Raw genomic sequence first — 13,293 nt, forward strand, 5'->3', positions numbered from 1 at the left:
TTTTTTTGTTTGGCTTTTAATTGCCAGCGGGAATATAATTGATATAACTACTAGAATCAACAACCTAGGCTGGGAAATGGAGTTGGTCAAATTTGCGGACACTTCGCAAATGGATAAGTTCGTTGCTGATGATACAACTGGTTTTGATGACCGTTTTACAAGGAAGCGGCTTTCGGCTGGGACAAGCCTTTGCAGACGGCGATGGAAGTACAGCAGTGGGGGGCGTCTTGGGTGATGAACCGCTGGCATTGACCCGTACCCTGTCCAAGAATTCGATCAAGCTGGGTCAAGAGACGACCACGATCACGTACACACTGACCCCGGTCGCACAGAAGGCGACTGCCGCACAACCGATAACAGGAATCCGTCCGATCTGGATGCCCAATGAGACGTATGTGGTTGGAGCGGTGTACCCTTTTACCGAGGATCGCAAAGACCATGGCAACCGTGGTGGGCTTACCCTCGAAGGCAACGGCGGCAACCGGGATTTTCACAGTGTAATTATGAACGGCTACCAACAGCCTGTAACAATAGGGGACATGCTCCTGACCAAACCGGGGAATGTCACCAAAGAAGTCAACGAGAGCCTGCTTGCGCTCTACCGCGCAGGGACCCGTGAGATCACGCTCCCGCTGGCTGACCCTGATGAAGTGGATAAAGGGCGGGACTACATCACCGCACTTGGGTTTGCCACATTTACCTTAACCTACGACAATGCCACAGCAACCGTGGTGGGAGTGTTCAAAGAGTACGCAAAAGGGCTGAACCTCAAGCTTACCGACTTCACCTTCACGGAGACGATTTCAGCAGACTTGGAGATCGTCAGCACGGATGCGATGAATTCCAACGCTCAGATTCGTCTCAATCAAGGCAAGATTACCGCAACTCTGCCACCGATCAGCTATACCCGCATCGGCGATACGTATCAGGCGAGTCCAGTCAGCTTCAGCGTGACGGTCAAGGCGAAGACCAAGGGCGAGCACAAGCTGCAGAATGCCACGCTACAATACCGTGACATCTACGGACAGGCTCAGACTGGCACTTTCAACAATTTGACCCTGAACGTTCAAATCCCATTGACAGGCGTGCAACTGGATCAAACCCAGCTGATCCTCTATCTGGATCATCCGGACCGCAGCCAAGGCAGGCTGCAAGCCACTGTATCTCCCGGAGATACGGACAACCCAGCTGTACGTTGGTCATCCCTTGACCCATCCATCGCACAGGTGGATCAAAACGGTATGGTCAAAGCGGTGAAACCAGGTGTCACCACGGTAAAAGTCGAAACGGCAGAAACCGATACGAACGGAAAACCATACACCGACACCTGTCAGGTAATCGTCACATCCCAACCACAAGTAAGCCTTGGAGCCCACAACGGCTGGAACGCGATGTATCCCGAACAGGCGACAATCACCATCGTCATGTCGTACCATGCATTCGAACCACCGTCTACTCTGTTGGTAAAAGTAAACGGTCAGCCCGTCCATGTAACAGACATCCGATTGACCTCCACCACCCCGTTGGACAACGGCAAGGTGGCACGGGCGTATCAATTCATCGTGGATGTCAATGCGGATACGTACGGCGGCCCATTCACCGGCAAGGTACCGCTCGAAGCACAGATCACCAACAAATACGGATACCCATCCGACGTGGTTAGAGAGCAGCTGATCGTCAATCCATTGTCCACGTTCCAAGCCACAGGCCGGCTCACCCAATCAGGCGAGAAGCCACTTGGCGCAATCACGGTTACACCACCTGCCGACCGATCCCGTCTCATACCAGACGTCCAATACGGTTGGATCTATCAGCCAGCAGATGGAAAGGTGAGTGATTCAACCCGATGGAACGTGTTCACTCCACCAAGTACAGGTGATATCCCCCTGAACCCATCAGGTGCAACAGTCATCTGGGTGGCGATGCTGCAGGATTTTAACGGGGACAGCAGATATACAGGTCAGAACGAGACCGTCGTCTATCGTGTCACGATCGGACAGACACTGCCGGACTTCAGATTGATCCAGCAAGAGACCTATGTCGATGAGGCGATCGTGCAGATTACCACGAACCCATCTACTGTCTCAACCCAAACCCAGTGGTCGTACTACTCCCCAGCGGAGCAAAAATGGATACCGATTACCCTGGGTGGGGCGGATAATCCGGGGAATTTTTCACAGGAGATTTTTGTGGTGCCGTTCCGAAAAGATGAAAACGGCAGATTGGTGCCAACCGAGGTGCAAGTCAAGGCGGTCACACCGGGGAGTGACTCATCTGGGACAACTGGTTCGGGCTCTGCTGGCGGTTCCGGCTCGACTGGAGCGGGTTCACCAGATGTCACCACAGTCAAAACCATCGTGATCCAACCGCCGACGACGGGTACAGGGAATGGAAATGGTTCTGGGAGCGCCAATCCGGGCACAGGTACTGCCAACACACCAGGCCCAGATGGTGACCTGCTGGATGATCCATACCTGTATGCCCGCCCGATCGGCAGCAGTCAGGAGAACCGCGCAAGCCAAGTCGTGATCGGCTTTGGTAACTTTAACACCGAGCGTGTCCGTGTCATCGCATCTGCTTATACGATCAGCAAGGTCGGTGCCGCGTCAGGTACCAGCAAACCGCTGACTCAAGCCATTTCACTGTCAACTGGTAAGTCCAACGTGCTGCTCAAATCCAGCACAGGTCAGTCTACCAACTACCGCATCAGCGTTTCCGCGACGATTGAGATTTACAATGTGAAGGGAGAAAAGCTGAGAACGAAGACATTGGTGGATGATACGATTGTGAGGGTGCAGGCGAAGAATACAATGGAATAGCGCAATAAGAAAAAACTGTAGGGATGATCAACCCCTACAGTTTTTTTGTTTCACGTACAGCAAGCCCCCCACCTAAAGTGAATACTGGCTTAACCTGTTTCATCATGCATAAATACCCATTATCTACCCAAATTAAGTAAAGAAGGAACCGTAGGACTGGGGGGATCATGATCATGCGCTTTTTCGATAAAAAATCGGCTGCCACTGACCAACCGCACAATCAGGCTGAGGAAGACCGTCCGATTCATCAGGCTTTGGCTCAAAATATCGAGGAAGTCAAACGATCATTTCCTGCTGCACCAGACTTGACCATTTTCCAGTTTGACACAGCTCCACATGGGACACCGGGTGCTCTCGTGTTCTTGGACGGTTTATCGGATAAGAACTCACTGAACAGCCACATTCTGCGCCCACTGATGTACGGCACCCAGGAAGTGCAGAAAGATATCTCGCTCCCCACGATCAGTGGGTGTCGAATCCTAACGACGTGGAGCGATGTGGAAAACGCTATTTTGCAGGGAGAAAGCCTATTGTTCCTTGACGGGCAGCAGGAGGTAACGGCCTACGATACAAAAGGCTGGCCTCAACGCGGCATCGAGGACCCACAACTGGAAAGCTCGCTAAAAGGCGGGCATCAAGGCTTTGTGGAAACCGGGATGCAAAATATTTCACTCATTCGCCGGTACATTCCCAACCTCAATCTACGAATCTCGGAACAAAAAATAGGGCGGCGCGGGAAAACGAACGTGTGGATTCTGTACCTGGAAGATATCGCCCATCCCGAAGTGCTTCAGGAACTGGAGACACGATTGAGTAAAGTCGATGTGGATGCGGTGATCAACACAGGGGAATTAGCTGAGTTCATTGAAGATAACCCGTTTTCTCCGTTTCCCCAGTTCATCATGACAGAGCGTCCAGACTCAGCGGCATCCCAATTGCTGGCAGGGCGTTTCGTTGTGATCGTCGACCGTTCACCCAGTGTCATCATCGCTCCAGCCACGTTCACCTCTTTTTTGCAAAGTGTGGATGACTACAGCACACGCTGGTTAGTCACATCCTTTATTCGTCTTCTTCGGTTTATCGCATTGTTCATTGCATTACTGTTACCTGCGACCTATATCGCGTTCATTTCTTATAATTATGAAGTGATACCGATTCAATTGTTCCTGTCGGTCGCTGAATCGAGGGCGCGGGTACCGTTTCCACCACTAATAGAAGCCTTGATGATGGAAATTATGATTGAAATGATGCGGGAGGCCGGAATCCGTCTTCCTGCACCAGTCGGACAGACGATCGGGATCGTCGGCGGCATCGTCGTCGGTCAGGCAGCTGTTCAAGCGGGGATTGTCAGCAACATCATGGTAATTGTGGTCGCATCGACTGCCATTGCCTCCTTCATTTTTCCCAGCTACGACATGGGTACGGCTGTCCGATTGTTACGTTTTCCGATGATGTTGATGGCTTCGCTGTTTGGGATTGTCGGAATCGTGATCGGATGCATGACCTTGGTGGGCCATCTGGTCGCTTTGGAGTCGCTCGGAACCCCTTACGGCAGTCCATTGGCGCCGCTGCGTCTGGTTGATATGAAAGATACGTTCGTTCGGTTGCCTTTATGGACCATGTTTAGGCGCCCGACCAGCACCAGACCGATCCAAAAAATCCGAATGCGTCGAGAACGCCCAAGAGGGGATCAACGATGAGAACGTATGCGATGAACGAAATCACCTTGATGCAGTATATTCTGCTGGTCCATGGAGCCCAAGTGGGAACCGGGATTCTCTCCCTTCCGAGGCAACTTGCGGAGACGAGCGGAACAGACGGATGGATGTGCATCATTATAGCCTGGGCGATCAATTGTTTGGCGGGTACGCTCATGCTGCTGTCGGCCAGGAAGTATCCCGACTTTACGATCATAGATTTATTCAACTACTTGTTTGGAAAATGGTTTGGGAAACTGCTGATCTTTCCGTTAATATGCTATTTCGGTTTTTTTGGAATTGATATTATGACGAATACGATGCTCTATATCAAAGCATGGTTTTTGCCGAAAACGCCGGAATATGTGATCATCCTGCTCTTTGCCATACCGAGCTTTCTTATCGTTCGCAATGGATTACGCATACAGGCCCGATATGTTGTCCTCTCCTTTTTTATGATGCTATGGATGCCGTTTTTTTTACTATTCTCTATGGATAGTTGGAATGTGCTTCATCTGCTCCCCTTGTTCAAGGAAGGGTGGGGACCCGTCATTCAGGGGGTACCGAAGACCATTTTTGCCTATACAGGAATAGAGGTCGTCTTTTTCATTTATCCATTTTTGCAAAAGAAGCAATATGCGATACACGGTTTTTTAATCGGAAATAGCTTGACGATGCTCTATTATTTGTACGTGACCCTCGTTTCCTTTTTGTTTTTCACTCCTGATGGAATTACATCGGTGAACCAACCGGTGTTGAGCTTGCTTAAGAATATCGAGTTTCGTTTTCTGGAGCGGTTCGACATGATTTTTCTGTCTCTTTATTTATTTGTGGTCTCCAAGTGCTGGATGATCTTCATCTACTGCACGGTTTACTCCACGAGCCGCTTGCTTAATAAACAGGATCACACCTCACACGCCGCTCTCTATTTTTTACTGGCGATTGCGGTTATCTATGTGGTGAAGCCGACATGGAATATCGCTGATGAATGGCAAACAACGCTAAGCTATCTCGGAACCGTTGTCTTGTATGTCCTGCCTGTCGGGTTGTATCTCTATATCCGCGGGTTTGAAAGGTTCCACAGGGTGAAAACCAGATGAGAAAAATACTGCCTCTCCTCTTATCACTGACATTGATATCGTTTACGACAGGGTGTATGGATCGGATTATTATCGAAGAGGTCTCTTTGGCCCTGCTCGTCGGCATCGATCTGGACGAAAAGAACAACTTAGTTCTTTCGATATCCAGCCCGGTTTTTAGTGAAGAAGCAAAAGTTAAGGAAGAGGTATACATCACCAAGGCGTATACCCTGCGGGAATCGAGAGAAGAAGTGGATAAAACGTTCCTTGCCTTAACGACTGGCGGGAAAACTCAGGCGGTCTTGATCGGAAAGCGCGTGATGGAGCATCAGGGCTGGTTTAAGCTGCTGGAGCCGTTTTTGCGGGACGCCAAAAACACGGTGAATGCGAGGATCGTGATGGTTGATGGAATTGCCCATCAAATCATTACGCTGCAACCAAAGGATAAACCTCGACTGTCACTGTACCTGGCCAAATTGATTGATAAAGACAACCTCCGCAATATGAACGTGAAAATAACACTGGAGGATCTGCGGCGGGACAACTATGAAAACGGAATTACCGCAAGCGTGACGGAACTGCGCAAAGATGGGAAAATCCTCGTTACCGGAACGGCGCTGCTAGATGAATTAGGAAGATACAAGCTCTCCATTGGTCCAGACGAGAACAAGCTGCTTCACATTTTGCAGAACAATATAAAAGGGGAGTTTTCGTTCACCTTTCGAGATGCGAATCGGCCAAAGGGGGAGATTTTCCCTGACGATGCATACAGTTTTTCCGCCGGTAGCATCTCGGTCAAGACGAAGACAGGCTATCAGGATGACAAGTTCACATTCGATATTGCTGTAGACATGAGAGTTGCTCTGACAGAACGATTTTTCCCACTCGATATCTTAAAAGAGGGAGACAAACTGGAGCGGGAGATGGAGCGGGAATTTGAAAAAAGGTTCAAGAAATTCATCGGCAAAATTCAAGCAGCGAAAATCGATCCAATCGGGCTTGGCATACACGCGCGTGCCTATCAATATGATCACTACAAGCCAGTTCAGAACAAATGGGGAGAAGCGTTATCAAAGGCTGATGTCAACGTGAAGGTGAAGACTGTCATTACTTCAATGGGAACGACAAAATAGAGCGAAAAAAAAAGAGACCGTCTGCCCAAAAGATTTTGGGGCAAAACGGTCTCTTACTCATACCTCACATCATACACATCCACATAAAACCGATCCCCCGCAGGCAATCCCGGTGTCTCATCCGCAAAAATCCCCCGGTCAAACTGAATCGTAAACCGTGAAACTGGATCATCCCCCGAAGCCAGCAGCTCTCGCTTCGTATCCAGCTCAAGAAAAGCTCCACCCGTGGCGATCCCCCCGGTAATCCGGTTGAATGAACGAATCGAATAAATCTCCATCGCCTGATCCGAATACAAAAACGCCTGCAAGGCGGGAATCTTCTGCCAATCGGTCCGATCCTTATTACGGCTTGTCAAGCTGATCGACCCAGATGCGATGATGGCGAGGTTTTTGTCAGACAGATTCTCAATCTCGCGGATCACTACATCGCCGTCCACATAGATTGTCCCGTTGATATGGATATCCCCGACGATATCGAGGTTTCCTTTGATATAAATCGTTCCGTTAAATGTGAATGGATCGCCCGAATCTGCATCTCCACCCGTCTGATCCTGATCAAACGAACCTTGGCGACCCATCTCTACCATCGCAACTGCTTCTCCATCGGCAGAGCGGTCAGGCCCGATGTAGATCTCATGCAGGCTGGATGGCAAGGCATTTCCCGTCAGGCGAGCAGTCAGGTTCACCGTATCGGTCAGCTCGGTGTAAGCGGAGCGGATGATAAGGCGGTTGGTTCCAGTAGGGATCGTCGGTGTGGGGATGAATCCCTCATTGCGTGCAGGGTCGGCTTGAGTCTCAAACTGGACGGCTTCGGTCTGACCGACGTGGATGGAGGTAGTGCGGCCAGAGGTCGTACCCGCATCCGTCTGCGCCAACCGGCTGCGTACAAACTGCCCAACCGATTGTCCATTCCCCAGCATCAACGTCTGGGCCGCATTCACCGTCCGCTGAACCAATGGCGTCTCGTAGCCGGGAATGTACGGCGTGAGAGGATTGGCGCTCAATACAAAGGCATTTTGATCGTCGCTGTATTCAGGCTTGTCTGTCCGGGCTGTGAAGTAACGCGCCTGTTCACTAATAGACAACGCAGTCAAGTACGGCTGATCCGTGTGCGTATCTTCTGCGTGTGGAGCCTGCACCGGCTGGTCGAACTGCTGCAAGCGGTACACCTGCCCATTATATGGAAGAAACACGGTTCCCTCCACATACGGATACGCTTCCGACCCGCTTCCATCTGTGTTCCAGCTTGGCTCCCTGTCGCTTCCCTGTGTCCACTCGCTGTAGCGGTACTGATCACTTACCACGATTTTTTGGGCGCTGACATTGCCGATGATATTGCTCCCACCGAACAGCCGCAGCTCACCCGCTGTATTGATGGCATGGTGAAAAGGAGCGGGAATCGTATTGACATACACCGTCGCATCCAGCTGCACCCGGCGGTTGATCCGTTCTGATAGCTCTGACTGCTTGGCAGGAATCCCGGTCACGGTCACTACCAATGGCAAAAGATACGGCTGGCTCTGACCAGAAGCACTCGTCTCAGAAGTGTACGGAATCCGCCGCCCAATCTGTGGATCATCTGCCACCCGATAGCTGATCGCAAAACGGCCCAACAGCTCACCGTCAGCCCCGCGCACATCGGTGATACGGGGAGAAGCATGGTCACCGGCCACTTGCTCCACTATCGCTTGGATGCCATCCTGACTGACATCTGGTTCGTCAATATCGGATGGGACGGGGCTGGACGGATCAAACGGGCTTGCCAGCTGTCCTTCCAAATGCTCGCGCAGGTAGGTCAATCCCATGTCAGCCAGCATTTTTCCCTGAATCTCATCGTCTGCAAAAGCCCGCTGCTTCGCGCTCTGCATCGTCATGTAGGCGATGGAGATCGACAGCATCAAAAACAATGCAAGGATAAACAGGGTGACGACGAGTGCAGCCCCCCGCTCATTTTGCAGATAACGTCCATATTGCATGTGCAGTTTCGGTCGCATGTGTCAATCACCCCTGTTGTCCGTGTGGCGGAATATTTATTTCGGTACGGATCAGCCGGATGTGCTCCAGACGTTCACCTGATTGATAGAGACGGTCCGCTTCAGCAGCAAGTTCGTACAGGTCGGTGAACTCGGTCGGATGACCCATCCGATCCAACTGATGGACGGAGTCGTCATCCTTGTGCGCCACCAGCAGATAAAGCACGGCACGGCGAGGAGATTGCACCTCAAAAAGTCCATGCAGGATGTATCCATCCTGCCGGGGAGGCTGACCGAGTCCCTTTTCACAAGGATCACAGGAGAAGGTATAGCTCGTCCGGGTCACTTGGGAGGTGGTACGTCCGGCGGAAAAAGTAAGCGACTTGTCGTACAGCCAGAGGCGTGTGCTGTAACGGGACGGGTCGAGTGGAGATGGAGCGGATGAATCGGATGACCCAGTCGGATCTGCCGAAGTAGTGCCGGATTCGCTCTCATCCGCGGATGAACCGATCAGCCCCGCCTGCTGGAACAACCGGACAAGCTTCTCCCGTTCAACAGGGTTCTGCTCCTGTTCAAGTTCAACGTAGGAGGCCTCTTGGATATGCCGCATCATTTCCCCGATCATAAAATCGGTTTCATTCCGCAGTGTCGTCTGCATAGAGGTCTTCGCGTACTGATCCAATCCATTGACATAGACGGATGACAGAGGGAGTAATACCGCGAGAAAAATAACGCAGGCTGCAAGCAGTTCAACCATGGTGTAACCGCGCTGGTTATGCAGAAGAGTGCGGTTTTTTTCATAGAGTCGGATGATGGCTGGTAGTCGGGTGGCTATTCGTGGGATTTTATTTTGCAGCCGTAACACGGTTTCTCTGATCCTGTTGCGCATTTAGCTCCCGCCTCCGATCCGGGCGATTTCGGGATTGGCTACCGCTGTACTCAGGCGGGCCAGCTCTTGGTTGGCATCGGAGTGGATGGTGACAGTGAGGAGGATCATCGGGTTGTTCTCCGTACCTGTGTTGGCTGTGGCGAATCGCTGAATGGTTACCGTCTGGCGGTAGGTGCGCTCATTGATCGTCACATCGGCTAGGGTGATGTCGTGGGAGCTGGTTGACGAAGCGAGCTCTTTTTGCAATTGGCGGTAAGCATCTGTGTCCTGCTTCCATTGCTCTGCCGTCTGACGTGCGAGGTTCATCGCGATCTGCTGCTCATCCTGTCCACTGGATTGCTCGAACGAACGGATCAAAAAATGACTCATGATCAAGAGCGCAATCGAGAGGATCAAGAGGGCGGCGACCACTTCTAAGAGGGACAGGCCTTTTTGGTTATGGATGAGGGTTCTGTATGTCAGCCGTGTCATGATGAGACCTCCGCATGTTCTGATTGTCTTATTGTACTGTACTTTATTACTCAATAAAATATTTGGATCAATGGCAATGGTTGGGGAATAAGTACGACTGTCAAACCTATGTACAATAAGGAAAAAGTAGGGAACTATTAAATTTTAGAGGATTTTGTTTAATTTTATCGAAACATATTCCGTTAAGTATTATATAGACCGATAACCAATGAAAAGGCGGTGATCCCTGATGCTGACTGGAACGACTGGATACTACATATTCTACTTCGGCCTGACATTGGTCGTTGGGTTGGCGGGACGCCGCTTGTTACGTATAAATCGGGGCGGGATTCGTGTCGCGTTCGGCCTGCATCTATTGCTTGGGGCCAGTGTGCCTGTCATGCTGCCGATGATCGGTGACGCAGGTGTCATCGTCTTGCTGGGTATCACGGCGTTATTCTCTGCTGGAATCGTGAAGCGGTGGGTATCACGGCAGAACGAACGGGAGGCAGAAAAGCGGGAAGCGGAGAGGTACGAGGCAAGCAAACGGAAAAAGCGCGTGCGAGCGGAGGTCATGGCAGCAATGGCTGAGGCGGCGGTTACTGCGGAGGTTGCTGCAGAGCCTGATACGGCCACCAAAACGGATGCTGTCACCAAAGCTGATCCGGTTTTCGAACCATCTTTCATGGATGAATCGTCTGGCGTCAATCATGCAGAGGACGTGCCGATGCCATCTTTTGAACGGATGAATCCAGAGGAAGAGACCACAGACCCGCATGAGCTCAACAGAACAGAACCAGACCAATCACCTGCGTGGGAGCTAATCGATCTTACCTCCGCAGAGAAAGCCCGTTTTGAACAAGAGAACGTATGGGATCAACCAGATCAGAACATCGATCATCCGAGGGAAGTGAAGCTAGATGACGAACCATTCGGATTTGAGATGAGCCACGAGGACCAGCCTCGTTTTCTCCCGCAAGAAGACATCCTGCTTGAAACTCATAAAGAAGAGGAAGCCAGCGAGCCGACGATTCTCTATGATTTTTCTATGGATGAAGATTTCGACCAAGAGCTGGTTGACCAGGATTTGATTAGCAGCCAGACTCCATCTAACAGCTCATCCGGCCTGGCGGAAGCGGGATTCTTTTACCCGACCGATATCGAGACATGGGCCAACACCACACCGGATGAACTGCCTGATGCTAAGCTCGCAGGATTTACTGATCAAGCATTCCTTGTAGAAGAAGTAGGGCAACAAGGGCAGAGGGAGCAACTAGAAGAACAGGTGAATAAGCCAACCTTGCCACAACACCAACACTCCGTATCTGAGCAGTCATCGGAAGAGTTGTCCGAACACCAACCGTCTGTCCGCCCATCAGCGAAAACAACCCCAGCCCCGCTCGACCTGCAAATCCCAGACGAATGGCGCCTGGTAGACGTAGAAGAGAAGAAGTAACCAACCCAATCCATAGACGAAAGGGGGGAATGTACCGTGTACGAACAATCCCACCAACCCACCCACATCGACGAAATCGCCCAACAACGCCCACTCAGTTTCACCCGTCTCTTTTTCTGGTTCGCCCTGCAGCTGCTCGTGATTACGGCGCTATCTCTTACACTGTCTGGCAGCTGGCGCGGTCAGCAGGAGCAGCTGCTTCATCCGTCACTGACGATTGCGGGACTTCCGTTTGGCAATCTTTCGCCAGAGGAAGCAGAGAAGCGATTGAACCGTCTGCTTGAGAAGGATTCTGCCGAGACTACGATCACGTTTCACGCAGATGAACAGCAGGTTGTGATGGAAAGGGAAAAATTGCATATACAAGTTGATGCCAAAGCGACCATCCAAGCAGCTGTCGAAGCAACAGATGGGGCGGTTGGCATCGCCAAGTGGTGGAATGAGTGGATGGGCCGTACACCACCGTTGAACATTCCCCTGGTCATTCACTATGACGAATCCGTGTTAACCAATCTCGTCGAAGAGTTGGCCGAAGAGATGAAACAGCCAGCCCGATCCGCGACAGCCAGCGTCACGGGGGAATCGATCTCGGTTCAACCGCATCAGACAGGCTACCGGGTGCAGGTGATGCAGACCACAGAGCTACTCAAAGAAAAACTGATCACTTCCTATCCGAGTCAGCCGCTTGAAGTGCCGGTGTCTGTCATCCGTGAAGAGCCGGATGTGAAGACGGAGGATTTTGGCGGGATTGATACGATGCTCGCCGAACAGGTCACACAGATTGATCCGAGCATCCGCCAGCGTTTACACAATGCAGTAGAGGCTGCCAAGCGGTTGGACGGTACGTTGATTGCGGCACAGAGCGAATTTTCTTTTTACGAAAAAACGGGGCCATACACGACAGGTGAGGGCTATGCTCCAGTCCGTCTGCTCGAAGACGATGAGATCCAAGACGGTCTCTCAGGCGGCGTGACACAGGTCGCCTCCAGCCTGTACACAGCGGCATTGCAAAGCCGTGCGTCCATTCTGGAGCGGCACAACAACAAGCGTCCGGTTACGTTTTTGCCAGAGGGATGGGAGGCGTTTGTCAATGGTGACGGATTTGACTTGCGCCTCTACAATCCAAGCAGCAAGCCGATCTACATCCATGCCGCTGTGACCCATAACCAACTGCGGGTTGCGATTTTCGGTGCCAGATCCGATCAGCCGAAGCTGACCCTGACGAATGGAGAGAAGCAGGTACTGGCACCTGACATCCTGCTGCGACCGGATCGGACATTAGCCGCCTTGCAGGAAAAAATGGTACAGGTTGGCAAGCCTGGTTTGCGGGTAAAGGTCTATGCCACACATCTGGCAGGAAACGGCACATGGGTCAAAACACTCGTCTCGGACAACTACTATCCACCCGTACACCAGATTGTCGCGGTAGGATCATCCAATGGACAAAATGAACTGGGAAGCACTGGCTACGGCGATTCGACCATCCAGCCGGGTACGACCGATCCGGGGCAGACGGGTGTTGATCTGGGGACAGGAGAGTGGCCGTCGACTGGATCAGCAGAATCCAACGGCTCGACCGCCCCTGACACCCAAGGGTCAACGGGATCACCCCATACCAATGGATCAACCGGCTCCACAGGGACATCCAATTCTACCACCAGCCCAGTATCCAGACCTTCTACCAACTCTGGTAATCCATCCACACCATCTAAAGGAACCCATCCGCCCATCGGTAGCCAAGATGACAGCGGCGTGATATTTCTGAACTAAACGAATCGAACCACAAGGGGAGAGGAG

The 13,293-nt window shown here is 51.6% G+C and carries 9 protein-coding genes; 6 read left to right on the plus strand and 3 right to left on the minus strand.

The annotated features are described in order from the left end of the window. Window positions 1–128: 128 nt before the first annotated feature. The 4 genes from FGI41_RS11310 (at window position 129) to FGI41_RS11325 (ending at window position 6,728) form a co-directional block, all read left to right on the plus strand. Window positions 129–2,819, plus strand: coding sequence for an Ig-like domain-containing protein (locus tag FGI41_RS11310; protein ID WP_139490256.1), 2,691 nt, complete (start codon window positions 129–131; stop codon window positions 2,817–2,819). Window positions 2,820–2,992: 173 nt separating this feature from the next. Further along, a complete protein-coding gene (locus FGI41_RS11315; RefSeq protein WP_139490257.1) occupies window positions 2,993–4,519 on the plus strand; it encodes a spore germination protein in 1,527 nt (508 codons plus the stop codon). After that, entirely contained in the window at window positions 4,516–5,616 is a 1,101-nt protein-coding gene (locus FGI41_RS11320; protein ID WP_139490258.1) for a GerAB/ArcD/ProY family transporter, read from the plus strand. The genes FGI41_RS11315 and FGI41_RS11320 overlap by 4 nt, the downstream gene beginning before the upstream one ends. Next, on the plus strand, window positions 5,613–6,728 hold the full coding sequence (locus FGI41_RS11325) for a Ger(x)C family spore germination protein (RefSeq protein ID WP_139490259.1): 1,116 nt from the start codon (window positions 5,613–5,615) through the stop codon (window positions 6,726–6,728). Before FGI41_RS11320 ends, FGI41_RS11325 begins: the two co-directional genes overlap by 4 nt. 53 nt (window positions 6,729–6,781) lie before the next feature. Here FGI41_RS11325 and FGI41_RS11330 read toward each other — a convergent pair whose 3' ends face one another. From FGI41_RS11330 to FGI41_RS11340, 3 genes are read right to left on the minus strand one after another with little or no spacing between them, the layout of a single operon-like run. Beyond that, window positions 6,782–8,722 (minus strand): pilus assembly PilX N-terminal domain-containing protein, encoded by a 1,941-nt coding sequence (locus FGI41_RS11330; protein WP_139490260.1) that lies wholly within the window; start codon window positions 8,720–8,722, stop codon window positions 6,782–6,784. A gap of 7 nt (window positions 8,723–8,729) precedes the next feature. Next, window positions 8,730–9,590, minus strand: coding sequence for a PilW family protein (locus FGI41_RS11335; protein ID WP_139490261.1), 861 nt, complete (start codon window positions 9,588–9,590; stop codon window positions 8,730–8,732). Then, complete coding sequence (locus FGI41_RS11340; protein ID WP_139490262.1) at window positions 9,591–10,061, minus strand: prepilin-type N-terminal cleavage/methylation domain-containing protein; 471 nt, start codon at window positions 10,059–10,061, stop codon at window positions 9,591–9,593. It abuts the gene before it with no gap. A gap of 229 nt (window positions 10,062–10,290) precedes the next feature. Here FGI41_RS11340 and FGI41_RS11345 point away from each other — a divergent pair, with 229 nt between their 5' ends. Both FGI41_RS11345 and FGI41_RS11350 read left to right on the plus strand, forming a co-directional pair. After that, entirely contained in the window at window positions 10,291–11,496 is a 1,206-nt protein-coding gene (locus FGI41_RS11345) for a hypothetical protein (protein WP_139490263.1), read from the plus strand. A gap of 36 nt (window positions 11,497–11,532) precedes the next feature. Further along, window positions 11,533–13,266, plus strand: coding sequence for a VanW family protein (locus FGI41_RS11350; protein WP_139490264.1), 1,734 nt, complete (start codon window positions 11,533–11,535; stop codon window positions 13,264–13,266). The last annotated feature ends 27 nt before the right edge of the window (window positions 13,267–13,293 follow it).

It is taken from the genome of Brevibacillus dissolubilis (assembly GCF_006170445.1).
Lineage (GTDB): Bacteria > Bacillota > Bacilli > Brevibacillales > Brevibacillaceae > Brevibacillus_B > Brevibacillus_B dissolubilis.